The organism is Bacillus sp. MT94, assembly GCF_058792475.1.
Window position 1 is genome coordinate 276,842 of record NZ_JBXAEZ010000001.1, and the last position, 26,483, is coordinate 303,324.

A 26,483-nucleotide genomic window follows, 5' to 3' on the forward strand; every position below is an offset into this window, starting at 1 on the left:
AAAAGAGATGCATCATATGTGATGCATCTCTTTTTAGAGTTATAAATTAAAAGCATTTGCTAGTAAGCGATAAGACTTTAATTTATGTTCAAATTGATGGGTAATCGTGACAATCATAAATTCGTCAGTATTGTATGCTTTGCTTAAGTTTATTATTTTTTCTTTTACAGAAGACGGATCACCAACAATCATACGTTGACGATTTTCTTTTATACGGAATAAATCATAAGCACTGTATGAATAATTTTGAGCAGTTTCAATAGAAGGTGTACCAGTAGTTCGTTTTCCTTGCTCTAATAATAAGATTGATAAATCTAAACTAGAAGCAATTTTTTCCGCTTCTTCATTTGTTTCTCCGCATATAACAAAGATGGCAACGATTGAATTAGGCTTATCTCCTAAAAATGAAGGCTGATATTGTTCTTGGTAAGCCCTCATAACTTCAGGGCCTCCGAAGCCATTAATAAATTGTGCAAATGCGAAAGAAGCTCCGTTGTTTGCAGCAATTTTAGCGCTCTCTCCGCTAGAACCGAGCATCCACATTTCAGGAGATGTTGGGATAACTGGAGTAGCTTTTAAGTTTGCATAGTGATGGTTTTCTGGTATTTGATCATGTAAGTACATTGCAACGTCTGCAATTTGTTCTGGATATTGATCAAGTGAGACCATTTTCCCTTCTTGAAGTGCGCGAGTTGCTATTGGCATACCACCAGGAGCTCTACCAACACCGAGATCGATGCGGTTCGGATACAGTGCTTCTAGAACACGGAAATTCTCAGCAACTTTATATGGGCTATAATGTGGTAACATAACACCACCTGAACCAACTCTAATACGGTCCGTTTTTGCTGCAATATGAGAAATAAGTATTTCTGGACTTGAACCAGCTAAGCTTACGGAATTATGATGTTCGGATACCCAAAAACGTGTGAATCCGAGTTTTTCAACTTCTTGTGCAAGCGTAACTGTATGTGAAAAAGCTTGGGCTGCTGTGCTACCATCTGAAATAGGTGATTGGTCTAATACACTTAACTTGATCATAGAATATACCTCTCAATCTTAATGTACATCCTATTATATATTTACTTATGAAAAATGCGTAGTGAAATGCTCAAAATGAAAAGCGGATAATCCTATTTCCGCTTTTAACGAGAAAATCCGCGTTCATAATGATTCATTTCGACCAGATTTAAAATATATTCATAGTTGTCAATTTCACATTTTAGCTGTTCACGTTCTTTTTCAGATAGTGTCATATTGCTAAGTTTTTTACATAAGTTTTGTTTCTTTAATTCTAAATGCTTTTTTGTAGCGTGGTAATCATAAGTATGTTTCATTTTTTAGTCACTCCTTCGTTGCGGTTGCTATATTATACGAAGCATAAAGAAATATGAAATCTGTCTCTTATGTACTTTTAGTGAATATTCAAATTGCAATGGTGTTATGTTTATGGAGATTTATGAATAAAATGCACTAAACCACTAACGTCCATTTGATGAAGTAAGGGGTGGAATTGTGCAGAAAGATATAATGTATAACACTGAAATGGATGAAGCGTTAAAAGTTATAGATAAAGGATTGAAGAAGACGATAAATCCAAAACAAATTATTGTAGTGGGAGCTGGTATGGCTGGATTAGTTTCAGCATCTTTATTAAAGGCTGCAGGACATGATGTGAAAATTTTTGAAGCAAACAACCGGGTAGGTGGCCGTATAGAAACGGTTAGAATGGAAGATACCGGATTATATTTAGATGTCGGAGCAATGAGAATTCCGTATTCGCATACATTAACGATGGCTTATATAAGAAAATTTGGGCTACAGGTGAGTCCATTTATTAATAGAAATGAGACGGATATTATATACGTAAATGGACGAAAAACGACGTTGAAACAATATGAAAAGGATCCAAGTATTTTAAGGTATCCTGTGGAAATGAATGAAGTGGGAAAAACGTCTGAAGAACTATTGTTATTAGCAGTACAGCCGATAATAAATTTTATTAAAAGAAATCCAGAGAAAAATTGGGATGTTGTAGTGAAGGATTTTGGGAGATATTCCACAGGACAATTTTTGAAGTATCACCCTTATCAGTATAATACTTACTTTTCGCCAGTAACAATTGAGATGATTGGTGTTCTATTAGATTTAGAAGGTTTTTTGGAACGATCGTTTGTAGAGACTTTACGCTTTCTATACATTATGCAAGAGGAGAGCGGATTTTGTGAAATTGTGGGCGGGAACGATAGATTGCCAAAGTCATTTTTACCGCAATTAGAAGAGAATATTATATATAATCAAAAATTAATGAAGCTACATCAACACGATAATGGTGTGACAGCTTTCTATCGGAACGAGGAAACTTTTGAATATAGCAGTATTACAGGAGATTTAGTTATTGTTACCATTCCGTTTTCGACAATGCGTTTTGTAGAAGTAGATCCGTTTGATTCTATATCTCATGAAAAATGGAAAGCAATTCGTGAATTACATTATATGCCTGCGACGAAAATAGGAATTCAATTTAAAAGCCGATTTTGGGAAGAACAAGGACAATTAGGTGGCAGAATTATAACAGATTTGCCAATTCGTTATGCCTATTATCCAAGTTATGGAATTGGTGAGAAAGGACCGGCTATGATGTTAGGTAGCTATACATGGTCTTATGACGCATTGTTATGGGATGGTTTATCAAAAGGTGATCGTATTTATTACGCATTACACAACTTAGCAACAATATTAGGTGGTCAAGTGTATGATGAGTTCATATCTGGAATATCAAAAAGCTGGACATTGGATCCGTATGCGCTTGGAGGATTTGCACTTTTTCAAGCAGGTCAAGAATCTGAGCTGCAACCAGCGATTGTCAAACCAGAGGGGAGAATATTCTTCGCTGGAGATCATACAACGCTATATCACGGATGGATTCAAGGTGCGATTGAATCTGGAATTCGTGTAGCGGCGGAAGTGAATGAGTAAAAGGTTTTCAATTCAGAAAATTCTTTACTATATAATTTGAGATGGATATTATTATATATAAAAGAAATATAGGGAGTGTTTACAGTGAATCCGTTATTATTCGATTTTCCTTCTGAATTTTATACTGACAGGCTTTTTATTCGAATGCCGAAACCAGGAGATGGTAAAGTTGTATATGATGCAATTCAGGCTTCAATAGAAGAACTAAAACCTTGGATGGTGTTTGCACAAAAAGAGCAAACAGAGCAAGAAATAGAAGAAAGTATTAGAAAATCACATATTCAATTTTTGCAACGTGAGGATTTAAGATTACTAGTGTTTTCGAAAGAAACAGGTGAATTTATTGCTTCAGCCGGATTACATCGTATTAATTGGGATATACCTCAATTTGAAATCGGATATTGGATTGATACAAGGTTTAGCGGAAAAGGCTATATGGTAGAGGCTGCGAAAGGTATAACGGATTACGCTTTTTCTGAATTGAAAGCAAACCGTGTAGAAATTCGTTGTGATTCTTTAAATGAAAAGAGTAGAGCGATACCTGAGAAATTAGGCTTTAAGTTAGAAGGTACGTTAGAAAGTGCGAGTGTTGCGGTAGATGGAAACGGATTAAGGGATATGTGTGTATTTGCCATGACTAGAAATACATATGAAAAAGAAGAGCTGTAAGAAAACAGCTCTTCTTTTTATGCATTATGGTACAGGATGTCCATTAGAGCTTTCGAAAATTGTAAACCATTGTTGACGATTTAAGTTAACGTTTGTAGCAAGAGCCGCCGTTTTTACACGATCTAATTTACCAGATCCAACGATTGGCATCATATTAGCTGGATGAGCAAGTAACCAAGCATACATAACCGTATCGATACTAGTAACACCTAGCTCAGTAGCAACTTTTTGCATAGTTTCACGTACACGTACGGCGCGTTCTGATTGACCAGTAAAGATTTCCCCACCAGCAAGAGGTGACCAAATCATTGGATTGATTCGTTTTTCTTGGCATAAATCAATTGTCCCTTTTTCAAAATGCTCAAGCTGCAATGCAGAAACTTCAATCTGGTTCGTAATAAGCGGGAAATCTAAGTACGAACTTAACATATTAAATTGTGAAGGTAAGAAGTTAGATACACCGAAGTGACGAACTTTTCCTTCTTGTTTTAATTGTGAAAATGCTTTTGCCACTTCATTTGGATCCATAAAAGGATCGGGGCGATGAATAAGTAATACGTCAATATAATTTGTATGTAAATTTTTAAGTGATGCTTCTACACTTTGCATAATATGCTCTGCACTAGTATTGTAGTGAGCAACATATCGCTCTGGAAATTTCGGTGATGGGGGAGCGATTCCACACTTTGTAATAATTTGCATGTTTTCTCGTAAGGAAGGCTTTAATTGTAAAGCTTCTCCAAACAATCCTTCACACGTATATCCGCCGTAAATGTCAGCGTGATCAAAAGTAGTAATTCCCATATCCATACAATCTTCAATGAAAGAAAGTAATTCTTGTTTTGTCATATTCCATTCTGCTAAACGCCAAAATCCTTGAATAATACGAGAGAATTCTAGCGTTTCAGCCATTTGAACTCGTTCCATTATAAGTACCCCCTTGATGAATAATAATGTTTTGAAAAGGCTTTCTTACTACATGTTATTATATAGTTAATTAGGTGTACAGACAATAAATATGTGTTGCTACAAAAATGATTTTCTCTATATGCTATAATGTAGAAACATATAGCGATAAGGAGAGGTACGAAATGATTCCAGTAACAATATTAACTGGTTTTCTTGGATCAGGGAAAACGACTTTATTAAATCGTATTTTATCAGAAAATCACGGTAAGAAATTAGCGGTGATTGTAAATGAAATAGGGCAAATTGGCATTGATAATCAGTTGATTATGAATGTAGAAGAAGAAATTATGGAAATGACAAATGGCTGTTTATGCTGTACTGTACGTGAAGATTTACTTGTTGCTTTAAAACAGTTACTGGACGTAAAAGCAGAAGGGAAAATGGATTTTGATGGTTTAGTAATTGAAACGACTGGCCTTGCAAATCCAGGGCCGATTATTCAAACATTCTTTTTAGATCCAGTCATTCAATCTGCATACCAAATTAATGGTGTTGTAACGGTGGTAGATAGTTATCATATACATAAACATTTTGAAAAAGGATTAGAAGCAAAAGAGCAAATTGCGTTTGCTGATGTCGTTTTAGTAAATAAATTAGACTTAATTGAAGAGAGTGAGAAAGAAAATCTTTTGCATGAACTTCAAGGAATTAACCCGACTGCAAAGTTAATCGAGGCGACTAACTGTGAGGTAGATATACCATCTTTATTACAAATTCAAACGTTTAAAACGAAAGATACGTTGCAAATTTACCCTCATAAAGAACATAACCACTTAGAAGGTGTGAAATCATTTGTATTACGTGAAGAACGTCCGCTGGATTTACAAAAGCTTAATGAGTGGATGTCAGCTGTCGTTCAAGAGCTAGGGGAATATTTATATCGTTACAAAGGAATTTTATCGATAGACGGAGTAGATAAACGTATCGTTTTCCAAGGTGTACATACGTTATTTGCCGCTTCATACGATAGAGAGTGGCAAGAGGGTGAAGAGCGAGTAAGTGAAGTAGTTTTTATCGGAAGAGATATTAATAAAGAGTGGTTCCAAGAACATTTCGAGGAGTGTGTGAAATAAGTCTGCGTAAATTGCAGGCTTATTTTTTATGAGCATTCTATTAGATTACAAAACAGAATTAAATAAGGGAAAGAAACTAAAAATTGATACATGTATAATAAAAAGCCTGTTTTCACAGGCTTGTATTTTCGTCTATTAGTAACTCCATTACAACACCCACAACTGGACCTTCATCATCAATATCACCATTTAAGCGGAAACCAAATGATTCATACAGTCCCATTGCAAGTTTGTTGGCTGGATGTAAACTTAAGTAAATTATTTTGCATTCAAATTTTTCTTGTAAGAATTGAATGAGTAAGCGAAGGAAACGTTTTGCGTATCCTTTTCCTTGATATTGTTGGTCAATCATAAAGCGATCGAGCCATACACTTTTATGTTTTACTGAATACCATCCATACATTGCATAACCTACAAGTGTTTCTCCATCATATAAACCTACTGACGTTCCGTTTCCTTCATATAATGATTCTGCTAAAGAAAACGCGTTACTTTCAATAAATTGTTGCTGATCTTTTGCGACGTCTAAAGCAACTACTGAACGCCAATTTTTTGCTGTTACTTCACAAATGTGAAGATTCATAATTCCAACTCACCTTCTAAATTAATATAGCTTTAAAGCTAATATGGATAATTTTACTTGTTATTTTGGTCAAGTCAAGGATAAATACATAAAAAGGCAGCTGAATATTAGATTCAGCTGCCTAGAAAATATAATGGATTAGTTTGTTGCTTCTTTCAATGTGTTTACGTTTTCTTCCATTAAAGTGAAGTAATCTTTATTATTTTTTGCATCATCTTCAGAAATAGTAGCTAAGTGATTTAAGCGTAAAACTTTTGTACCAGTTTCTTTTTGAATAACAGATGCTACTTTTGGAGTAGAGAAAGTTTCGAATAAAATATATTTTAGATTATGTTCTTTTACTGTTTTTGTAATGTCAGCAAGCTGTTTTTGAGATGGCTCATCAGAAGCTGAAATTCCAGCGATAGGAATTTGTTTTAGGCCGTATCGTTGTTCCCAGTAACCATAGGCAGCATGAGAAACTAAAATTTCTTTCGTTTTTGCGTTCGCTACAGCTGCCTTAAATTGATCGTCTAAATCAGTAAATTTAGTTTGAAGTGCTGCAAAGTTTTTTTCGAATTCTTTTTTATGTTCAGGTTGTAATTCTACAAGTGCATTTTTAATTTTTTCTGCCTGTTTCATTGCTAGAGTAGGATCTAACCAAACATGTGGATCTTTATCGTGATGATGTTCATCTTCTTTATGGCCATCTCCATGATCATGATGCTCTTCTTCAGTAGAAGCACGAAGCTCAATATCTTTAGATGCATTTACAATTTTAACATTTTCTTTTTGTAATGTTTTTTCCATTTTTTCAGCAAATGGTTCTAATTCAGCGCCGTTATAAACGAATAAATTGGCTTTTGCAACTTGTACTGTTTGTTTTTGACTTGGTTCAAATGTATGTGAATCTGCACCAGGTGGGTAAATTGCTTCAACATTTACATAGTCGCCACCGATTTTCTTTGCGAAATCAGCAAGTGGGAAAATCGTTGTATAAACTGTTAGCTTTCCATCTTTCTTGGCATTACTTTCTTTTTTATTTGAGCAGCCAGCGAAAATTAAGATAAAAATAAGTAAGAATGAAAATATAGTCAATCTTTTAGGCATGAAGTTCTCCTCTTTTCTTTTTTACGGATATATTTTCCCCAATTATAGAAGAAAAATATCATTTTAATACAAAACGGAATAATTACGTTTTAGTTTGCGAACTTAGTATAATACATCTTTAATAAAGTTGCAATAAATAATAATCATTCCGATTTGTTTTTGTTATAAAGTTGTCAAATATAGGTGTATTATTTTTGCAAATGCATGCATATGTGACAACGCTGTTTTCATATATTGAAAAGGAGGTAAAGAGGGGGATGAGCGCTTGGGTTACTTAATGGAAGCTATTTTATTAATATTAGCGGTAGTATTGCCATTATCTTTCGTATTAATTTTTTTAAGAAGATTAATAAGTAATTTAGGGGACGCTACAACAATAACGAAATTACAAGAGAGAGATGAGAAAAAAGAGTGAGTAAAGCACTATGCGTACGCATAGTGTTTTACTTGTGGTAAAATAAGAGCAGGAAACTCCTAAAGGTTGTATTTTACTGAAGGAGAGAAAAGTAAAATAAGAGGTATATGCATATATGAATAAGCGAACAGCGTTAATACTTGGTGCAAGTGGTTTAGTTGGACAAGAGATAACGCGTCTATTACTTGAATCAGATTACTACGATTCGGTTACTATTTTTGTAAGAGAGCCAATGCAATTGCAACATGAGAAGTTACAGCAGAAACAAGTTGATTTTTCGATATTAGAGGAATATAAAGAGTTCTTTGCTGTGGATGATGTTTTTAGTTGCTTAGGAACAACAATAAAAAAAGCAAAAACAAAAGCAAATTTTAAAAAAGTAGATTATGAATATACGTTACGAGCTGCTTGTTTAGCTGAAAAACAAGGGGTGCAAAATTTCCTTGTTGTGTCTTCTATGGGAGCGAATCCTAAATCATTTTTCTTTTATTCACAAGTGAAAGGAAAAATGGAAGAAGAATTGCAAAAGTTAGTGATTGGTGGTATTCACATTTTTAGACCATCATTATTAGTAGGAAACCGACAAGAATTTCGTTTCGGCGAACGAATGGCTGAAAATTTATCTCGTATTATTCCTTTTATTTTTAAAGGGGCTTTCAAAAAGTATAAACCAATTTCAGCTAAAGATGTGGCGAAAGGTATGTATATAACCGCGCTGCGAGAAGAATCGGGTATCCATACTTATAATTCAAATGAAATTACAACGATAGAATAAATAAAACCGAGAAGAATGACTTCTCGGTTTTATTTATTCGTATGAATTTTTCCTGGTGCTCGCTTATATTGGTGAGGTTCTTGCAATTCAAAGCCAAGTTCATTGGCCGCTATTCTTGGGAAGTACGGATTGCGAAGTAATTCACGTCCGATGAAAATTAAATCTGCTTCGTTATTATTTAAAATTTGCTCTGCTTGTGACCCAGTCGTAATCAATCCAACTGCACCAGTTGCAATCTTAGTATGCTCTTTAATATGTTTGGCGTATTGTACTTGGTAACCAGGATACACATCAATATGTGCTGGTACAACTGCACCAGAACTACAATCGATTAAATCTATTCCCTGTTCTTTCATCCACTTTGTATACTGAACATAATCTTGAACTGTTAGCCCGTCAGGATGATAATCATTTGCTGAAATACGAACAAATATTGGTCCGTCCCAAACTTCATTTACAGAGTCGATGATTTCGCGTAAGAAACGATAACGGTTTTCAGGTGAGCCGCCGTATTCATCCGTTCGTTTATTAGTAAGTGGTGATAGGAATTCATTGATAAGGTAACCGTGAGCGCCATGTAGTTCGATAACATCAAATCCGGCTTGTTTTGAACGTAACGCGGCCTTCTGAAAAGCTAATATAGTCTCTTTGATTTGTTGTATATTCATTTCTACTGGTATTTTCATCGTATCATTAAAAGGAATTGCAGAAGGAGCGAAAGCATTCGTATCTAATTCAGCTTTTCTTCCGGCGTGAGCGAGTTGAATGGCAGCTTTTGCACCGTTATCATGTATAAAAGTAGTTGTTTTATGTAAGCCTTCAATTAGGTTGTCATCCCAAATGCCCAAGTCTTTGTTAGAAATTCGTCCTTCAGCTAACACCGCAGTTGCTTCAACCATAACTAAACCTACTTGGCCAGCAGCGCGAGTTCCATAATGAATGAGATGAAAATTCGTAACGCTGCCATCCTCACTCCCTGATGAATACATACACATAGGCGACATAACGATACGATTTTTTAGTGTAACGTTCTTAATTGTATAAGGTGAAAAAAGCTTGGAATTCATCAAATAGCCTCCTTGATTGAATTTTCTTATATTTTACCATTCTCTTTTTTGTTTCTCTAATAAAACGCTTATACGAAAAATTTTGTATATTCGTGTTACAATGACTAATATGAACTGAATTGGAGGATGGCATATGTACCAGGCTTATTATGAGAGCGAAGTAGGTTTGCTTGAAATTACAGCGAATCAAGAAGGAATTACGTCTGTTATATTTGTTGATGAACGACAAGAAGAAAATAAAAATGAAATGATAGAACAATGTATAAATGAGTTAGATGAATATTTTAAAGGGAAAAGAAAAGAGTTTACGGTCCCGCTGTCTGCAGAGGGAACAGCATTTCAAAAAAATGTATGGGATGCACTTTATACTATTCCATACGGCGTAAGTGCTTCATATTTAGATATTGCAGAGAAAGTTGGAAATATAAAAGCTGTACGGGCAATAGGAGGGGCTAATAGTCGGAATCCAATTTCAATAATTGTTCCATGTCACCGTGTAATAGGAAAGAGTGGAAAGCTTGTTGGATATGCTGGTGGTTTATGGAGGAAAGAGTGGTTATTAAAACACGAAGGTATTTTGAAATGACGTATGGATGGGAAGAGGGATTGTTTTGAAATGTATAAATTGTGGGCAACCTTGCGAGGAGGAACAGTTAAATTGTGCAAGTTGTCAGCGAAACTTGGATAATGAACAAGATGAAGGTAGCTCGTTAATAGATAAAGAACTGGAAGTATATGTAGGGAGACAATATCCGTATTATCAAAGGAAATGGGAGCTTGAGAATAAGCGGATTGCTAGGTGGAGCTGGAATGGTTGGGCTGCAATTTTCAATATAGGCTGGCTAGGATATCGTAAATATTATATACCAGCTGCTTTATTTATGCTGTTATTAGTAGCTTGTGATGCATTTTCGTACTATATGGGATTTAATGTAGCGTTGCCAATCATTAATATGGTGCCTCTGACGTTTTTATTACTCATTTTTATTCTGTTTGGAATGGGGATTTTTGCAAATGGATTATACTATCAATTTGCGGAAAGACGTATATACCGAATAAAAGCAAGAGAAATAAAAGATAAATCAGTTGAAAACTATCTAATCAATGATAGCGGCGGAACGAGCAAAATGGGAGCGACAATTGTTACTATTTTAGCAGTTGCTAGCATATTTTTTAGTCATTTCTTTTTTCCGACTGATCGAGACGTTATTCAAAAGGTTCGTACAAGCTCGCTTTATGAATATCCTTTCTTTTCAATAGGTGAATCTTTCGAAAATTATTTTCAAAATTCAGGTTGGATATATTATCGTGGAACGGAAGGGTTAGAATTAGTAGAATTCCAAGGATATAACACCGGAACGCCAAGACAAAAGGTGAAGATTCAATTTGTTGTCGATTATAAATTAGGTGAAGTGGAACCATACTCACTTATGGTTAATGGTGAATCTAAAACTGAAGAAGAGTTTTTGAAGCTGATGGAAGAAATATTTAAAGTTCAAAATCCATTTGATATAGAGGATGGATTACAAGTAAATGCTATTCAAGAAAGCGACTGGAAAGAAATTTCCGATCGCTTTTTTCTATGTTTGTTAAAATAAATATTTAAAATAATCAGAATCTTTTGTATAATGAAATATATTATATAGGATTTAACTTATACATATAGATTGGGGGAAGGAAGAATGAAGAGAAAGACAACAACAATTGCTGCACTTGCGTTAACGACAAGTGTATTGGTTGCAGGATGTGGGAATGGTGAGAAGGCTTCGACAACGAAGAAAGAATCGAATAAGGGAATGGCCGATAAACAAGTTTTAAATTTGCTAGAAACAGCTGAAATTCCTTCAATGGATACATCTAAATCAACGGATTCTGTATCTTTCCGTGTATTTGTAAATGCAATGGAAGGTTTATATCGTCTAGATAAAGATAATAAACCAACACCAGGTATGGCAAAAGATGTGAAGATTAGTGAAGATAAAAAGACATATACATTTGAATTACGTGATGCGAAATGGTCAAATGGTGATCCAGTTCGAGCACAAGATTTTGTATATGCATGGCAACGTACATTAGATAAAGCATTAGCGGCAGAATATGCATTCATTTTATTTGATGTGAAAAATGCACAGAAAGTAAATAAAGGTGAATTACCAGCAGATCAATTGGGTGTTAAAGCGAAGGATGATAAAACGTTGGTAGTAGAATTAGAGCAACCAGCACCTTATTTTCTTGAGCTTACGTCGTTCCCTACATTTTTCCCATTAAATGAAAAATATGTGAAAGAGCAAGGAGATAAATACGGATTAGAAGCAGATAAATTATTATATAATGGACCATTTACAATGAGTCAATGGAAACATGAACAAAATTATCAGTTGAAGAAAAATCCTAATTATTGGGATAAAGATACTGTAAAATTAGACGAAATTAATGTAAGTATTGTGAAGGAAACAAGCACGGGAGTAAATTTATATGATAGTGATCAAGCAGATCGAGTTATTTTAACTTCTGAATTTGTTGATAAATATAAAAAGAATAAGCCAGATGAATTTAAAACGAAGTTAGATCCACGCATATATTTCTTGCGTTTTAACCAAAAAAATGCAACATTTAAAAACCAAAAAGTACGTGAAGCGATTGATTTAGCATACGATAAAAAAGGAATTGCTGATGTCATTTTAAATGACGGTTCATTGCCAGCATATTTCTTAGTACCTGAAAAATTTACGACAGGTCCGGATGGAAAAGATTTCCGCTCTGTAAATAAAAACTTCCGTGATAGTAAAGATAATGCAGAGAAAGCAAAAAAATTATGGGAAGAAGCGAAGAAAGAGCTTGGTCAAGATACAATTACGGTTGAATTACTAAACGATGATAACGGTAGCCGTAAAAAAGTGGGCGACTTTATTAAGGAAGAACTAGAGAAAAACTTGCCTGGTATTAAAGTGAATTTGAAACAGCAACCATACAAGCAGAAGCTAGATTTAGAAAAGAAATTCCAATATGAATTCTCATTATCTGCATGGAGCCCTGATTATCCGGATCCAATGACTTATATTGATATGTTTGTTACTGGAAGCTCATTTAATGAAATGGATTATTCTAATCCGAAGTATGATGATTTAGTAGCGAAATCAAAAGGAGAGCTATTAAAAGATGATAAAGCACGCTGGAATGCACTTGCGGAAGCTGAAAAAATCTTAATTGGTCAAGACGCAGCAATTTCTCCTACGTACCAACAAAGTACAGCTTATTTAGAGAAGCCATTTGTAAAAGGTATTGCTAATCATACGTTTGGTGGGGACTTCAGTTATAAATGGGCATATATTACAAAAAAATAGTATAATAAAAGATGAGTGAATTTTCGCTCATCTTTTATTTGTATAAGGAGGAATTATAGTTGTTAAGGGGAATCAATCATATTTGTTTTTCGGTATCTAATTTAGAAAACTCTATTATGTTTTATGAAAAAGTATTAGAAGGAGAATTATTAGTTAAAGGAAGAAAATTGGCTTATTTTAACATATGTGGAGTATGGATAGCGCTTAATGAAGAGACGCATATTCCGAGAAATGAGATTCATCAATCCTATACGCACATTGCATTTTCTGTTGAACGAGAAGACTTTAAATGTTTAATACAGCGATTAGAAGAAAATGATGTTCATATTTTACAAGGAAGAGAACGTGATATCAGAGATTGTGAATCTATATACTTTGTTGATCCTGACGGTCATAAATTTGAGTTTCACTCAGGGACACTGCAAGACCGTTTAAATTATTATAGGGATGAGAAACCTCATATGACATTTTATTAGGGAGGGATAGCATTTGCATGCACTTGTAATTGGTGGAACAGGAATGCTAAAGAAAGTTTCTATGTGGCTTTGTGAGAAAGGATTTTATGTTTCTATTATCGGGCGAGATGAAGTGAATTTAGAAAATGTTAAGAGAATGAGTTCTGCACCAGAAAATATTACATGCCTTTCGTTAGATTATCATAAGGATGAAGATGTAAAGCTAGCTATTAAAAGTACAATTAAGAAAAATGGCCCGATCACATTAGTTGTTGCATGGGTACACACAAGTGCAAAGCATGCACTATCAAATATTTGTAAAGAACTAGATTTGTCGTCTAAAACATATAGTTTATTTCATATTTTAGGTAGTAAAGCATCACGTATGCCTGCACAAAAAATAGGAAGTACGCGATGTATTTATTATAGAATTATTTTAGGTTTTATTTTAGAAGATACATATGGAAGATGGCTTACGCATGAAGAGATAGCTGATGGAGTTATAAAAGGGATTGAAAGTAAACGAGCGGAGTGGATTGTAGGGAGAGTTGAACCGTGGGAATTACGACCAACATGGTGAGGGGGAGTAAGAAATGAAAACAACTATATATGTAACAAGGCATGGTGAAACAGAGTGGAATGTAGCGAAGCGAATGCAGGGACGAAAAAATTCTGCTTTAACTGAAAATGGTATAGTTCAGGCGAAACAATTAGGGAATCGAATGAAAGATTTACCAATCCATGCGATCTATAGTAGTCCGAGCGAAAGAACACTTCATACGGCAGAGTTAATAAAAGGGGAACGTGATATACCCATTATAGCGGATGAGCATTTCTATGAAATCAACATGGGTATATGGGAAGGACAAACAATCGCGGATATAGAAAAGCAATTTCCAGAAGAAGTACATCTATTTTGGAATGAGCCACATCTTTTTCAGTCAACATCAGGCGAAAATTTCGAGGCCGTTTATGAAAGAGTAATTGAAGGGATGCAGCTTCTTTTAGAGAGGCATAAAGGACAAAACATATTGATTGTTTCTCATGCGGCAGCAGCAAAATTACTTGTAGGGCATTTCGCGGGAATTGAAATAGAAAATGTGTGGGATGATCCATTTATGCATAGTGCCAGTTTGAGCATAATAGAATTTGAAGAGGGTATTGGTAAAGTGAAACAATTTGCAGATATAAGTCACTTTCAATAAATGTAAAAAAGGCCGCAAAACGGCCTTTTTTGGGTGGTATAAAAACTAGCAGTTACGTTTTTTATACCAGAAGTGATCGAATTTCTTATTTTTGCAAGATGGGAATTTATGTCCGCCTTTGCAATCATTCCATTTGTGTCCGCTATCGTGACAGTCTTTACCATGATCACATGAATCATCGCAAGATTGACCGTGTCTGTTAGGGAAGAATTCGCATTTTTTACAGAAACTTCGTTTTGTCCAGAAAAATTTCTTTTCAAAGCGTATGCATTTTGTAATGAATGTACAATGTTTTCTGCGAGTACGTTTTGTAACTAATACGCATTCTTTTCTACGCGTGACTTTCGTAACGAACGTCCATTTTTGAACACGTACACGTGTACATTTCGTAACAAATGTCCATTTTTTTACATGCGTACATTTTGTAACGAACGTACAATGTTTCACGCGAGTACATCTTGTTCTTGGACATTTACCCCCAGTTGTACATTTACATCCAGTTGTACAATGATGATGAGTGAATTTATCATCATCGCATTCAAAAGTACTTGGATCTTGGTGTAAGAAATCCTCCATCCCAGCACTTTTGATTTCTTCGACAGCTTTTCTAATATCACGTTTCATAGAAATCCTCCTTATCATGTATTAAAGTGAAAAGGTATTCTTTTTCCTTAACATGATATGTATGTAGGCATCTTTCTGAACAGGACAAGAGTGTAATTTTATATAAATAGATGATTGCGGATGTATGGACAAGACAAGGCGCATACATTGAATGAAGAGAACTGAGAAGGGATGAGAAAACATGCTGCCTTCATATGATTTTTTTGTTCATCCAATGTACTTAGTGGAATTGAAAAAGGACATTTGGTCAGATAGTCCAGTGCCAGCAAAATTAACTTATGGAAAAAAGAAGTATGATATTGATATCGTATACCGAGGAGCTCATATTCGCGAATTTGAGAAAAAGTCTTATCATGTTATGTTTTATAAGCCTAAAAAATTTCAAGGTGCGAAAGAGTTTCATTTGAATTCGGAGTTTATGGATCCGTCTCTCATACGAAATAAATTATCTTTAGATTTTTTTCATGATATTGGTGTACTTTCGCCAAAATCACAACATGTATTTATAAAAATTAATGGTCAAATTCAAGGTGTGTATTTACAGTTAGAATCGGTTGATGAAAATTTTTTGAAAAATAGAGGATTACCGAGTGGTTCTATTTATTATGCGATAGATGATGATGCGAATTTTTCATTAATGAGTGAACGAGATAAAGATGTTAAGACAGAGCTCTTTGCGGGTTATGAATTTAAATATTCGAATAAAAATAGTGAAGAACAACTGAGTGAATTTGTATTTCAAGCGAATACTTTGACGAGGGAAGCCTATGAAAAAGAGATTGGGAAGTTTCTACATGTCGATAAATATTTAAGATGGTTAGCAGGAGTTATTTTTACACAAAACTTTGATGGTTTCGTTCATAACTACGCACTATATCATAACGATGAAACAAATTTATTTGAAGTTATACCGTGGGATTATGATGCGACTTGGGGGCGAGATGTACAAGGAAGACCACTTAATCATGAATATATTCGCATTCAAGGGTATAATACGTTAAGTGCAAGATTGCTAGACATACCTGTATTTAGAAAGCAGTATCGAAGTATTTTAGAAGAAATATTAGAAGATCAATTTACAGTTTCGTTTATGAGGCCGAAAGTAGAAGGGTTGTGTGAATTGATTCGTCCATATTTACTACAAGATCCATACATGAAAGAAAAATTAGAAACATTTGATCAAGAGGCTGATATGATTTATGAATATATAAATAAGAGAAGAAAGTATATACAAGACCACTTACATGAATTGGATTAATTTTGAAAGAGATTGAAACGTTATCAATCTCTTTTTTTTGTATAATAAAGATGTATCAATAAAAATGAAGTAATATATTTGATAGAGAATGGGGATGCGGATATATGACGATTAAATGGATTGATTGGGTAAAACAAATACAATCTATAGCTCAAGCGGGTTTAACGTATTCTAAGGATGTGTATGATATTGAGCGTTTCCAGCAATTACGAGATATTTCTATTTCAATGATGTCACATTACACGAAAACAGATTGGGAAGTCGTAGAGAAATTATTTGCAAGTGAGACAGGCTATCAAACACCTAAAGTTGATATAAGAGCGGTTGTTTTTCAAAATGAAAAGTTATTATTTGTGAAAGAAAAAAGCGATGGGAAATGGGCATTGCCAGGTGGATGGGCTGATGTCGGTTATACCCCAACCGAAGTTGCAGCAAAAGAGGTTTTCGAAGAGGCAGGTTATGAGGTAGATCATTTTAAGTTACTAGCTATATTTGATAAAGAAAAAAATCAACCATCTCCATCGGCAACGCATGTATATAAGATTTTCATTGGATGCGAGATTATTGGTGGAGAAAAGAAAACTAGTATTGAAACAGAAGAGGTGGAGTTTTTTGGTGAAAATGAATTGCCTAATTTATCAATTGCTAGAAATACAGAAGACCAAATTAAAGAGATGTTTGCCTACATGAAAGACCCGCAGAAAGAGAAATTAATAGATTAATCCTGCTTGAATTGTACATATTGTTAAAATGAAGATATTGGCAGATTGCAGCCTTTATGTAATAATGGGATGGTATGTGAAGAAAAAAGGAGATAAAAAAGAACATGTTAGCAAACATAATAGATCAGTTATTGCAATTTTTTGCAAGCTTAGGTTACTTTGGAGTAGCTCTTGCTTTAATGATTGAAGTAATCCCGAGTGAAATTGTACTTTCGTATGCTGGCTTTTTAGTAGCGAATGGTAAAATAAGTTTTGTTGGTGCAGTTATCGCCGGAACGATTGGTGGTACTTTAGCGCAAATCTTTTTATACTGGCTTGGATACTACGGAGGGCGTCCGGTTGTAGAGAAATATGGGAAATATCTACTTATTAATAAACATCATTTAGACATAGCGGAAGGTTGGTTTAAGCGTTATGGAGCAGGCGTAATATTTTCTGCGCGCTTTATCCCAGTAGTACGTCATGCGATCTCTATTCCAGCAGGACTAGCTAAGATGCCATTAAAACTATTTACACTTTATACGGTTGTAGCGATCATTCCGTGGTCAATTCTATTTATATACTTAGGTGAAAAACTTGGTGGGAATTGGCGACAAATTAAAGAGTATGCATCTGATTACACACATTACATAATTATAGGAGCTGTTCTTTTTATTGCTCTATACTTTGGTTTAAAGTATTTCAAAAAGAAAAAAGCTGCGCGTTAAAGTCAATGATTTTTCATTGGCTTTTTTATTTGTTTCCGGTTCTAAAAAAAAGGAGTTGTCCATAATGTGTAATAATAAAGCGTAGCGGAGGAATGTGATGAAAGGGTCACCGTTTATACGTGGAACGATATTTTTAACGATGGCAACGATGATATCAAAAATGTTAGGATTTATATATGTTATACCATTTACAGCAATGGTCGGTACGAGTGGGTATGTTTTATACACGTATGCATATCGTCCCTATACCATTATGCTCAGCATTGCGACAATGGGATTACCACTTGCAGTTTCAAAAATGGTATCAAAATATGATCAACTGAATGATTATCATACGGTTAAGAGAGTGTTGAAAAGTGGAATCGTGTTTATGTTTATAATGGGAGTCATTTCGTGTTTTACGTTATATATGCTAGCTCCGCATTTAGCTAAGCTTGTCATCGATGGGAATGATCAAACGGGGAATAGTGTAGGAGCGGTTACTACTAATATTCGAATTGTAAGTTTTGCGTTAATACTTGTGCCAGTAATGAGTTTATTAAGGGGCTTCTTTCAAGGATTCCAATCGATGGGGCCTTCTGCATTAAGTGTCGTTGTAGAGCAATTTTTTCGGGTTTTAACCATTTTAATAGGAAGCTTTGTCGTTTTATATATTTTAAAAGCATCTGTCTCGCTAGCAGTTGGTATTTCAACATTTGGTGCCTTTATGGGAGCGGTAGGTGGATTAACTGTTTTAAGTGCGTATTATATGAGAAGGAGAAGGCACTTAAAGAAAAAAGAAATGGCAAGTATACCACAAACAACGAAATCTTTTTTCTCGCTTTATAAGGAGCTCTTTACATATTCTATTCCTTTTGTTGTGGTGGGCTTAGCAATTCCGTTGTATCAGACGATTGATACATTTACAATTAATAAACTACTTATACAAATAGGGTATATGCAAGGAGAAGCGGAAAAAATTAATGCGATAATTGGTCTTGTTCAAATGGTTGTGCTTATCCCGGTATCCGTTGCGACAGCTTTTAGTATGTCTCTCGTACCAGAGATGACGAAAGCTTACACAGCAGGAAATACGAAGCTATTGTACAAACATTTTACGAGAACAAATGTATTAGTAGTAGCGATTACGGTACCGGCGGCAATTGGAATGATGGTGTTAGCCAAGCCTGTATATACTCTTTTATTCGGTGCTGGAAATGATCCAGAGATGGGGAGAATCATTTTACAGTATTATGCTCCTGCTTGCATATTATTTTCTCTTTTTACAGTAACGGCTGCTATGCTACAAGGAATCAATCAACAGCAGAAGACGGTGCTAGGACTTGTGATTGGAATTATTGTGAAGATAGTTTTAAATATTGTATTGCTTCCGTATTTCGATTATGTAAGTTTTATCATTTCAACATACGCTGGCTATACGATTTCAGTCGGGTTTAACTTGTGGATGCTTTCTAAATATGTTATAAAGGCAACATAAGCTTTTAAGGCAGAGAGCACTCTGTCTTTTTCTATGTTTATCCCGCTTTAACGGGCAGTGAGACCCTCACCTCAAAATTCAGTGAAAGAAAAGAAGTTTGGTTGGGGGCGGGTAGCCCGTAAAAGCCCGATTTGTGAGGGCTAATAATCAGTGGGGGATGAAGCCACCCACTGATTAAAGTTTCACTTTATAATATTTTTCCTATAAAAACGTTTTCAAAATAATTTTTCTATTGAAATTTAAACGTATGTTTCATATGCTGAGAATGGCGGTTTAAAAACTGTGATTTAAGAGAGGTAGATTCCTACATGTAAAAAGAATCGGGGTGATAGTATGTTAAATATATATTTAACAGACCGAAACGGAAAACTACAAGAGATTGAGGAAATGCAAAAGGGGTGCTGGATTAATGTACTTCATCCAACAGAAGAAGAAATTCAATATCTAGTACAAACTTTAAATGTAGACTTAGATTTCATTAAAGACCCTTTGGATGATGAAGAACGCTCTCGTATTGAAAAGGAAGACAATAATACTTTAATTATCGTGGATATTCCGACAGTTAGACATGACGAAGAAGGAAATTCGATTTATGACACGATTCCAATAGGTATGATTGTGATGCCGGATTGTTTTGTTACAATCTGCTTAGAAGAGAATCCAATTTTTGAACGTTTTATTAATCAACGTATTAAAGAATTTTATACGTTTAAAAAGACGCGCTTTGCACTTCAGCTCTTATATACGATTTCTACTTATTATTTAAGATACTTAAAGCAAATAAATCGAAAAACAATTGATTTAGAGCATCAATTAAATCAGTCAATGAAAAATAAAGAGATCTTCACATTATTAGGCCTTGAGAAAAGTTTAGTATACTTTACAACGTCATTAAAGGCTAATAAAATTGTAATTCAAAAGTTAATGCGTAATAGTACATTTTTAAAAATGTATGAAGACGATCAAGATTTATTAGAAGATGTATTAATTGAAAATAAGCAGGCTATTGAAATGGCGGAAATATATAGTCACATTTTAAGTGGAATGATGAATACTTTTAGCTCCGTTATATCAAATAATTTAAATAGTGTTATGAAACTGTTAACGTCAATTACAATCATTTTATCTTTACCGACGATGGTTTCTAGTTTCTTTGGAATGAACGTAAAGGTTCCGTTTGAAGGGGAAGCCCACGGTTTTGTAATTGTACTCATCATATGTGTAACACTATCTATCACGTTAGCTTTTGTTTTTTGGAAGAAACGTTACTTTTAACGATAAAAAAGCTGCTCTAGCATAGTTATATAACTACGCTAGAGCAGCTTTTTTGCTATGAAATCTCAAATTTTGAATAGAATATAACTTGTACAATGTAATGTATATAAAGGCTATGTATGCCATATAATCCTTGTCCAATTAATGAAATGGGGTTAAAATTACATATTGTTAATGAAAAGTTGGAGGAAATACATCATGGAATTGTTTCAATTACCGAAAGCATTCCTGCAAATGAATACAATTTTTATCTCCATATTGATCGAAGCACTTCCGTTTGTGCTAATTGGTGTATTTATTTCAGGATTCATTCAAATGTTCGTGACAGAAGATATGGTGGCTAAATGGATGCCGAAGAACCGATTTCTGTCTGTTTTATTAGCTACTTTTTTAGGCATGTTGTTTCCAGGTTGTGAATGTGGAATTGTTCCGATTGTAAGACGATTAATCGGAAAAGGCGTTCCACCATACGCAGGGATTGCATTTATGTTAACTGGTCCAATTATTAATCCAGTTGTTTTATTTGCAACATACGTTGCCTTTGGGAGTAGTATGCACATGGTATGGTATCGTTCTATTGTAGCGATTATCGTAGCCATTATCGTTGGAATTATATTATCCTTTATGTTTAAAGAACATCAATTAAGAGATGATCACTTCCCAGAAGTGAATAATAAGCGTCCACTGCGTAAAAAAATGTGGGATGTATGTACACACGCTGTTGAGGAATTCTTCTCAATGGGAAAATATTTAGTACTAGGTGCGTTAATTGCAGCAGCGGTACAAACGTTTGTACAAACTTCAACACTTCTTGCTATTGGACAAGGTCCGTTTTCTTCATCAGCTGTTATGATGGGACTTGCTTATATATTATCACTTTGTTCAGAGGCAGATGCATTTATCGCTTCTTCGTTCCAAAGTACGTTTTCAACAGCTTCACTTGTCGCGTTCCTCGTTTACGGACCGATGGTGGATATTAAAAATATGTTTATGATGCTTGCGACATTTAAAACTAAATTTGTAATTGTTGTTATAGTTACAGTTACTCTTGTTGTTTATGCAAGCTCACTACTCATTTATGCGATGGGGTGGTAGGTTATGTTTCGAGCATATATATTATTAGGTTTTACAATATTAATTGCGCAGCTTCATATTTCCGGTAACATTACGAAGTATATCAATATGAAGTATGCCTATTTATCAACAACAGCAGCAATTATTTTAGGTTTCTTAACGATTGTACAAATTATCGTCGTTTTCCAAAAAGAGCACCAAAAGGAAAAAGAGAAAAATGATTGCAGTTGTGACCATAGCCATTGCGGACATGATCATTCAAAAGATGAGAATACATGGTGGAAAAAAGCATTTTCGTACTCCTTGTTTTGTTTTCCAATTATCTCAGGCTTATTTTTCCCGATTGCAACGTTAGATTCAGATATTGTTAAGGCGAAAGGATTTCATTTTCCTGTTGCACAAGCAGAAAGTAAGGATCCATTTATGACAAGACAATTTCTAAGACCTGATACGAGCATTTATTACGGGAAAGAAGGATACCGCGGTGTAATGGAAAAAGGGAAGAAAGAGTTTGTTACGAAAGACAATATTAATTTGAAAGATGAAGACTTCCTAAAGGGTATGGAAACAATTTATAATTATCCTGGCGAGTTTACTGGGAAAAAATTATCTTTTAAAGGGTTTGTTTTTAGAGATGATTCTTCTAAAAAAGAACAATATTTCTTATTCCGTTTCGGTATTATACACTGTGTAGCGGATTCTGGTGTATATGGTATGTTAGTGAAAAAACCAGAAGGCGTAGAGTGGAATAATGATGACTGGATTCAAGTAGAAGGAGAGATAACTACTGAGTTTTATCAGCCGTTTCATGCGAATATTCCTGTATTAGAAGTAACAAAATGGAATAAAGTTGAACAGCCGAAAGAACAATATGTATTTAGAGGAGCCGATTGATAAAATCGGTTCTTTTTTGTGGACTAAAAGTTCTGAATGTTGCTAATATTAAATGTGTAGTTCATTTGGTATAGGGATTATTGAAATATTAGGGATAGATCATTAAAGGGGTGATAACAATGACAGAAGTAAAGGGGAAAACAGCCAATGAGTCAAGGGTGTTCAAAACGAGCCGGGTATTCCCAACAGATTTAAATGATCATAACACGCTATTTGGTGGGAAGATATTAGCGGAGATGGATATGGTTGCTTCTATTTCAGCATCCAGACACTCGAGAAAGGAATGTGTCACAGCATCTATGGACTGGGTTGATTTCTTACATCCTGTTCGTTCTTCAGATTGTGTTAGTTATGAATCTTTCGTAATTTGGACGGGAAGAACTTCGATGGAAGTGTTTGTGAAGGTAGTGGCTGAAGATTTAATTTCAGGTGAGAAGCGTATAGCGGCAACGTCATTCGTTACTTTTGTTGCACTTAGTAAGGGAAATAATCCAGTTCCAGTACCGCGTGTTATCCCTGAAACAGAAGAAGAGAAAGAATTACATCGTATTGCAGTGTTACGTGCAGAGCAGCGTCATATACGTAAGGCAGAGAGTAAGAAAGTAGCTACATTGTTAACCTTTTGAGATAAATGTTTAGCCATTTAAGTTACAATAGCAGGCGGAAATGGTTTTAAAATGAAAAGCGGACACCTAAAAATAGGTGTCCGCTTTTATAGTTTTTTCATCCACATATCATATGACAGTAGCTACTTAGCAGAAGCAAGCAGCACCGACGATGATTAAGAGGATAAATAATACGACTAATAGCGCAAATCCATTACCATGTGCGAAGCCCATTGTTATTTCCTCCTTTTATTTTAAGATACAACATACAATATGCAAATGAGCTATTGTTTGATATGGACATATATCATGCAATGACATATTTTCTTGAATGATAATGTAATAAAAAAGGGAAGATATAGAAATAACAGTAAGTGGAGAAAGGAATTTATCCATGAAGCACTTTTTCGCTATAATCCTTTGTTTAATAGGTGTATTCATTTGGATGAACATCGATGTGGAAATGGGGAAGGAAATGGCTAGTGAATATGAATTAGGACAAGTTCGATTAGGTGAATTTCAACTATATACGAACGGTGAAGAGTTATATAGAAAATTATTTGAGGATATAAACGAAGCAGAAAAGTATATATATATCCATTTTTATATTGTAGGAAAAGATGAAATAAGCGAAGAGTTTTTACAGTTATTAGAGAAAAAAGCATCTAGTGGAGTAGAAGTGAAATTGTCAGTCGATCGGATAGGTGGATATAAGCTGAAGAAAAAGGTAATTAGCCGATTAAAGGAAAACGGTGTGAAGTTTACATTTAGTAAAAAACCGAAACTGAAAAATGTTTTCTATTCTTTGCATCAACGAAATCATAGACGTATTGTTACGATAGATGGAAAGGTATCATACGTCGGTGGTTTTAATATCGGAAAGGAGTACCTTGGACAAGATCCGAAGTTTGGGCCATGGCGTGATTATCACGTGCGCATCCATGGTGAGGGTGCAGCGGATATGGAAAGAAAGTTCGCCGAAGATTGGAAAGAAGATACAGGAGAAAAAATGCCTATACATGAAAGTATACCGACATTAGGGAATGTAAAATATCAATATTTATTTTCAAATGGAAAAGGCTTATGGGAAAAGTATGGGGCACTTTTAAAAAAGGCTAAAAAGTCTTTAATTATCGCTACACCATATTTTGTACCAAGTAAAGAAATGGTGAAAGAGCTAAAAGCTGCATTAAATCGTGGTGTTAATGTGAAAATTCTCGTGCCATTTAAAAGTGATGCCATATTGTTAAAACAAGCTGCCTATCCATATTTGAAAGATATGTTACATGCTGGAGCGGAGATTTATCAATATCGAAATGGATTTTTTCATGGGAAAGTAACAATCATTGATGGAGAAATTGTTGATATTGGGACAGCGAATTTTGATAATAGAAGTTTTTATTTAAATTGTGAGTCTAACTGTATCATATATGATAAAACAGTTGTTGATGAAGTATGGAGTCGATTAAAGGTAGACTTTCATAAATCAAAACGATTTTCTGAAGAAGATTTTGAGAAAATTAGTAGATGGGATTGGTTTTTAGCAAGAATAGCAAATGTTTTAGCATCATATTTATAACATATAGACCCTAGAGAAGGGAGGCACTTTCATGGATTGTATGAAAGAGTTAATGAGATATAGTTATATGCTAATATACAAGGTTGGAGAGTATGCTGGAAAGGTCAGAGACGAAGAATTAAAAAATCTATTACAGCACCATTTACCATATATGTTACAAGCATATAATGAACAAGTAAATTTTCAAGAAGGAGAGAATGTGCAACATATAACCTGTGAAACAACGGAGTTTGGTTTGCATGAAATGGAAAAGGAAACAGTTAGTAAATATACAGGGGATATTCATATTGCAACATGTTATATTGCGCACTTAAAACGATTAGCTCTAAAGTTTGCTCAAGTTGCAGTGGAAGTTGCTAATCCGGAGTTCCGCTCATTTTTGGAAAATTGTTTCCTGAAAATGAACCGTTACGCTTATAGTGTGTGGCAATATGTTATGAAGAAGGAATATAAGATTACACATCTATATGAAAATGAAAAGTTTGCATGAGAAACTAAGGCGGAATGGTATGCGCCTTAGTTTTTTTTATGTCCATTTAGAGAAAAAAATTAGTTTTATTGTGTATCGATTGGAAATGAAATATGTAAATTTAAATTAGTTTTTGTTATCGGAATATTTACAAAAATTTACCGTATATTTACTGTTTTTCAATCTCTCCTTTAAAAATAGAGAGTAATATGAGGTTGTACATATTCTATCACAGGGAGGAAACGCAAATGAACAAATGGGTTAAATCATTAACTGCTATGGCACTTGCAAGTTCTTTATTAATGGTAGGTTGTAGTAAAGGTGAAGACAAGAAGAAAGAAGACGACACAACAACACAACAAGAGGATAAAAAGGATAAAGAAACAAGCGGAACCGAGAAGTCTACTGATTCTAAAGAGAAAAAATAAAGTAATAATAAAGCTTCCTCTCATATATGAGGAAGCTTTTTTGTTGTAAATTGATTGATATTATTGAAAAATAGAAAGAGAATGAAAGAGGGGGAAAACAAATGAAAGTATGTATATTGGGAGCAACAGGACGAGTAGGTTCAAACATAATTAATTTAGCATTAAAGGATTCAGCTGAAGTGACTGCATTAGCGCGTGATTTTAATAGAATAGAAATACAACATGAAAGGTTACGAGTGATAGAAGGTAATGTATTGAACGAAAATGATATAAAAAAAGCGATAGAAGGAAGCGATATAGTAATTAGTGCACTTGGAACGGATCAAAATGGAACATTAGCGAAGAGTATGCCACAAATTATTAAGCAAATGGAAGAAGAAGGGGTTCATAAGATCATAACAATAGGAACGGCGGGTATTTTACAAGCAAGAACGGATCTAAATTTATATCGTTTTCAATCAACGGAATCAAAAAGGAAAACGACAACAGCAGCAGAAGATCATTTGGCTGCATATAAGGTACTAAGTAATAGTAATAATTTATGTTGGACAGTTGTTTGTCCGACACATTTAATAGACGGTGAGGCGACAGAGGTATATCGAACTGAAAAAGATATATTGCCAGAAGGTGGATCAAAAATTACAGTGGGTGATACAGCACACTTTGCATGGGATCTATGTAAGAAAAACATATATGAAAATAGTCGAGTAGGTATTGCATATTAAAAAACCATCCCGAAGTCGGGATG

The 26,483-nt window shown here is 34.6% G+C and carries 31 protein-coding genes; 23 read left to right on the forward strand and 8 right to left on the reverse strand.

Annotated features, from left to right (window positions below; all coding sequences use genetic code 11):
* Positions 1 to 39: 39 nt before the first annotated feature.
* Together AC1Q51_RS01310 and AC1Q51_RS01315 are read right to left on the reverse strand one after the other, a co-directional pair.
* Complete coding sequence (locus AC1Q51_RS01310; protein WP_000594040.1) at positions 40 to 1,041, reverse strand: LLM class flavin-dependent oxidoreductase; 1,002 nt, start codon at positions 1,039 to 1,041, stop codon at positions 40 to 42.
* A 104-nt stretch (positions 1,042 to 1,145) separates the two neighbouring features.
* Positions 1,146 to 1,337 (reverse strand): DUF3896 domain-containing protein, encoded by a 192-nt coding sequence (locus tag AC1Q51_RS01315; RefSeq protein WP_000683366.1) that lies wholly within the window; start codon positions 1,335 to 1,337, stop codon positions 1,146 to 1,148.
* A gap of 178 nt (positions 1,338 to 1,515) precedes the next feature.
* On the opposite strand from AC1Q51_RS01315, the gene AC1Q51_RS01320 reads away from it, so the two are divergent.
* Both AC1Q51_RS01320 and AC1Q51_RS01325 read left to right on the forward strand, forming a co-directional pair.
* On the forward strand, positions 1,516 to 2,979 hold the full coding sequence (locus AC1Q51_RS01320) for a flavin monoamine oxidase family protein (protein WP_001168111.1): 1,464 nt from the start codon (positions 1,516 to 1,518) through the stop codon (positions 2,977 to 2,979).
* Between the two features lie 84 nt (positions 2,980 to 3,063).
* On the forward strand, positions 3,064 to 3,648 hold the full coding sequence (locus tag AC1Q51_RS01325) for a GNAT family N-acetyltransferase (RefSeq protein WP_097924396.1): 585 nt from the start codon (positions 3,064 to 3,066) through the stop codon (positions 3,646 to 3,648).
* Positions 3,649 to 3,672: 24 nt separating this feature from the next.
* On the opposite strand, the gene AC1Q51_RS01330 is transcribed toward AC1Q51_RS01325, so the two are convergent.
* Entirely contained in the window at positions 3,673 to 4,575 is a 903-nt protein-coding gene (locus AC1Q51_RS01330) for an aldo/keto reductase (protein WP_097924398.1), read from the reverse strand.
* Positions 4,576 to 4,739: 164 nt separating this feature from the next.
* Here AC1Q51_RS01330 and AC1Q51_RS01335 point away from each other — a divergent pair, with 164 nt between their 5' ends.
* Positions 4,740 to 5,690, forward strand: coding sequence for a CobW family GTP-binding protein (locus AC1Q51_RS01335; protein WP_053564697.1), 951 nt, complete (start codon positions 4,740 to 4,742; stop codon positions 5,688 to 5,690).
* Between the two features lie 112 nt (positions 5,691 to 5,802).
* Here AC1Q51_RS01335 and AC1Q51_RS01340 read toward each other — a convergent pair whose 3' ends face one another.
* On the reverse strand, positions 5,803 to 6,273 hold the full coding sequence (locus AC1Q51_RS01340) for a GNAT family N-acetyltransferase (RefSeq protein ID WP_050843336.1): 471 nt from the start codon (positions 6,271 to 6,273) through the stop codon (positions 5,803 to 5,805).
* Between the two features lie 138 nt (positions 6,274 to 6,411).
* Positions 6,412 to 7,362: a metal ABC transporter substrate-binding protein gene (locus AC1Q51_RS01345; protein WP_492331321.1), complete on the reverse strand. Its 951-nt coding sequence runs from the start codon at positions 7,360 to 7,362 to the stop codon at positions 6,412 to 6,414.
* 265 nt (positions 7,363 to 7,627) lie between these two features.
* On the opposite strand from AC1Q51_RS01345, the gene AC1Q51_RS01350 reads away from it, so the two are divergent.
* Positions 7,628 to 7,777 carry a hypothetical protein gene (locus AC1Q51_RS01350; RefSeq protein ID WP_000540932.1) on the forward strand — a complete coding sequence of 50 codons (150 nt, stop codon included), beginning with the start codon at positions 7,628 to 7,630 and terminating at the stop codon, positions 7,775 to 7,777.
* A 115-nt stretch (positions 7,778 to 7,892) separates the two neighbouring features.
* Complete coding sequence (locus AC1Q51_RS01355) at positions 7,893 to 8,552, forward strand: oxidoreductase (protein ID WP_492331322.1); 660 nt, start codon at positions 7,893 to 7,895, stop codon at positions 8,550 to 8,552.
* 29 nt (positions 8,553 to 8,581) lie between these two features.
* On the opposite strand, the gene namA is transcribed toward AC1Q51_RS01355, so the two are convergent.
* A complete protein-coding gene (gene namA, locus AC1Q51_RS01360) occupies positions 8,582 to 9,619 on the reverse strand; it encodes an NADPH dehydrogenase NamA (RefSeq protein WP_053564694.1) in 1,038 nt (345 codons plus the stop codon).
* A 133-nt stretch (positions 9,620 to 9,752) separates the two neighbouring features.
* On the opposite strand from namA, the gene AC1Q51_RS01365 reads away from it, so the two are divergent.
* From AC1Q51_RS01365 to AC1Q51_RS01390, 6 genes are all read left to right on the forward strand, one after another.
* Complete coding sequence (locus AC1Q51_RS01365; protein ID WP_000283912.1) at positions 9,753 to 10,205, forward strand: methylated-DNA--[protein]-cysteine S-methyltransferase; 453 nt, start codon at positions 9,753 to 9,755, stop codon at positions 10,203 to 10,205.
* Positions 10,206 to 10,212: 7 nt separating this feature from the next.
* On the forward strand, positions 10,213 to 11,217 hold the full coding sequence (locus AC1Q51_RS01370) for a DUF2628 domain-containing protein (protein WP_097924402.1): 1,005 nt from the start codon (positions 10,213 to 10,215) through the stop codon (positions 11,215 to 11,217).
* A gap of 84 nt (positions 11,218 to 11,301) precedes the next feature.
* Positions 11,302 to 12,963, forward strand: a complete 1,662-nt coding sequence (locus AC1Q51_RS01375) for a peptide ABC transporter substrate-binding protein (RefSeq protein WP_000824276.1) — start codon at positions 11,302 to 11,304, stop codon at positions 12,961 to 12,963.
* Positions 12,964 to 13,022: 59 nt separating this feature from the next.
* Positions 13,023 to 13,439: a FosBx1 family fosfomycin resistance bacillithiol transferase gene (gene fosB / locus AC1Q51_RS01380; RefSeq protein ID WP_053564692.1), complete on the forward strand. Its 417-nt coding sequence runs from the start codon at positions 13,023 to 13,025 to the stop codon at positions 13,437 to 13,439.
* A gap of 13 nt (positions 13,440 to 13,452) precedes the next feature.
* Positions 13,453 to 13,998 carry a short-chain dehydrogenase gene (locus AC1Q51_RS01385; RefSeq protein WP_069355458.1) on the forward strand — a complete coding sequence of 182 codons (546 nt, stop codon included), beginning with the start codon at positions 13,453 to 13,455 and terminating at the stop codon, positions 13,996 to 13,998.
* A 13-nt stretch (positions 13,999 to 14,011) separates the two neighbouring features.
* On the forward strand, positions 14,012 to 14,623 hold the full coding sequence (locus tag AC1Q51_RS01390) for a phosphoserine phosphatase 1 (protein ID WP_053564690.1): 612 nt from the start codon (positions 14,012 to 14,014) through the stop codon (positions 14,621 to 14,623).
* Between the two features lie 45 nt (positions 14,624 to 14,668).
* On the opposite strand, the gene exsB is transcribed toward AC1Q51_RS01390, so the two are convergent.
* Positions 14,669 to 15,247: an exosporium protein ExsB gene (gene exsB, locus AC1Q51_RS01395; RefSeq protein WP_492331323.1), complete on the reverse strand. Its 579-nt coding sequence runs from the start codon at positions 15,245 to 15,247 to the stop codon at positions 14,669 to 14,671.
* 181 nt (positions 15,248 to 15,428) lie between these two features.
* Between exsB and cotH the strand changes: the two genes are divergently transcribed.
* The 8 genes from cotH (at position 15,429) to AC1Q51_RS01435 (ending at position 23,280) form a co-directional block, all read left to right on the forward strand.
* On the forward strand, positions 15,429 to 16,505 hold the full coding sequence (gene cotH / locus AC1Q51_RS01400; protein ID WP_000937999.1) for a spore coat protein CotH: 1,077 nt from the start codon (positions 15,429 to 15,431) through the stop codon (positions 16,503 to 16,505).
* Between the two features lie 104 nt (positions 16,506 to 16,609).
* Positions 16,610 to 17,227, forward strand: coding sequence for an NUDIX hydrolase N-terminal domain-containing protein (locus AC1Q51_RS01405; RefSeq protein WP_088020884.1), 618 nt, complete (start codon positions 16,610 to 16,612; stop codon positions 17,225 to 17,227).
* Positions 17,228 to 17,331: 104 nt separating this feature from the next.
* Positions 17,332 to 17,934, forward strand: a complete 603-nt coding sequence (gene uptA, locus AC1Q51_RS01410; RefSeq protein ID WP_000880691.1) for an undecaprenyl phosphate transporter UptA — start codon at positions 17,332 to 17,334, stop codon at positions 17,932 to 17,934.
* A 97-nt stretch (positions 17,935 to 18,031) separates the two neighbouring features.
* On the forward strand, positions 18,032 to 19,411 hold the full coding sequence (locus tag AC1Q51_RS01415; protein WP_000678842.1) for a putative polysaccharide biosynthesis protein: 1,380 nt from the start codon (positions 18,032 to 18,034) through the stop codon (positions 19,409 to 19,411).
* 333 nt (positions 19,412 to 19,744) lie between these two features.
* On the forward strand, positions 19,745 to 20,686 hold the full coding sequence (locus AC1Q51_RS01420) for a magnesium transporter CorA family protein (RefSeq protein ID WP_492331324.1): 942 nt from the start codon (positions 19,745 to 19,747) through the stop codon (positions 20,684 to 20,686).
* Between the two features lie 198 nt (positions 20,687 to 20,884).
* The gene (locus tag AC1Q51_RS01425) at positions 20,885 to 21,781 is read left to right on the forward strand and encodes a permease (protein WP_000418716.1); all 897 of its coding nucleotides are present in this window, start codon (positions 20,885 to 20,887) and stop codon (positions 21,779 to 21,781) included.
* 3 nt (positions 21,782 to 21,784) lie between these two features.
* Positions 21,785 to 22,654 (forward strand): TIGR03943 family putative permease subunit, encoded by an 870-nt coding sequence (locus tag AC1Q51_RS01430; RefSeq protein WP_000488059.1) that lies wholly within the window; start codon positions 21,785 to 21,787, stop codon positions 22,652 to 22,654.
* A gap of 119 nt (positions 22,655 to 22,773) precedes the next feature.
* Entirely contained in the window at positions 22,774 to 23,280 is a 507-nt protein-coding gene (locus AC1Q51_RS01435) for an acyl-CoA thioesterase (RefSeq protein WP_053564687.1), read from the forward strand.
* A 126-nt stretch (positions 23,281 to 23,406) separates the two neighbouring features.
* On the opposite strand, the gene AC1Q51_RS01440 is transcribed toward AC1Q51_RS01435, so the two are convergent.
* On the reverse strand, positions 23,407 to 23,493 hold the full coding sequence (locus AC1Q51_RS01440) for a YjcZ family sporulation protein (protein ID WP_000505094.1): 87 nt from the start codon (positions 23,491 to 23,493) through the stop codon (positions 23,407 to 23,409).
* A gap of 160 nt (positions 23,494 to 23,653) precedes the next feature.
* Between AC1Q51_RS01440 and cls the strand changes: the two genes are divergently transcribed.
* The 4 genes from cls (at position 23,654) to AC1Q51_RS01460 (ending at position 26,460) form a co-directional block, all read left to right on the forward strand.
* Positions 23,654 to 24,838 (forward strand): cardiolipin synthase, encoded by a 1,185-nt coding sequence (gene cls, locus AC1Q51_RS01445; protein ID WP_016512978.1) that lies wholly within the window; start codon positions 23,654 to 23,656, stop codon positions 24,836 to 24,838.
* 31 nt (positions 24,839 to 24,869) lie between these two features.
* Positions 24,870 to 25,328, forward strand: a complete 459-nt coding sequence (locus AC1Q51_RS01450; protein ID WP_000340543.1) for a spore coat protein — start codon at positions 24,870 to 24,872, stop codon at positions 25,326 to 25,328.
* 227 nt (positions 25,329 to 25,555) lie between these two features.
* Positions 25,556 to 25,735 (forward strand): hypothetical protein, encoded by a 180-nt coding sequence (locus AC1Q51_RS01455; protein WP_001045960.1) that lies wholly within the window; start codon positions 25,556 to 25,558, stop codon positions 25,733 to 25,735.
* Positions 25,736 to 25,836: 101 nt separating this feature from the next.
* Positions 25,837 to 26,460 (forward strand): NAD(P)-dependent oxidoreductase, encoded by a 624-nt coding sequence (locus AC1Q51_RS01460; protein ID WP_053564686.1) that lies wholly within the window; start codon positions 25,837 to 25,839, stop codon positions 26,458 to 26,460.
* Positions 26,461 to 26,483 lie beyond the last annotated feature (23 nt).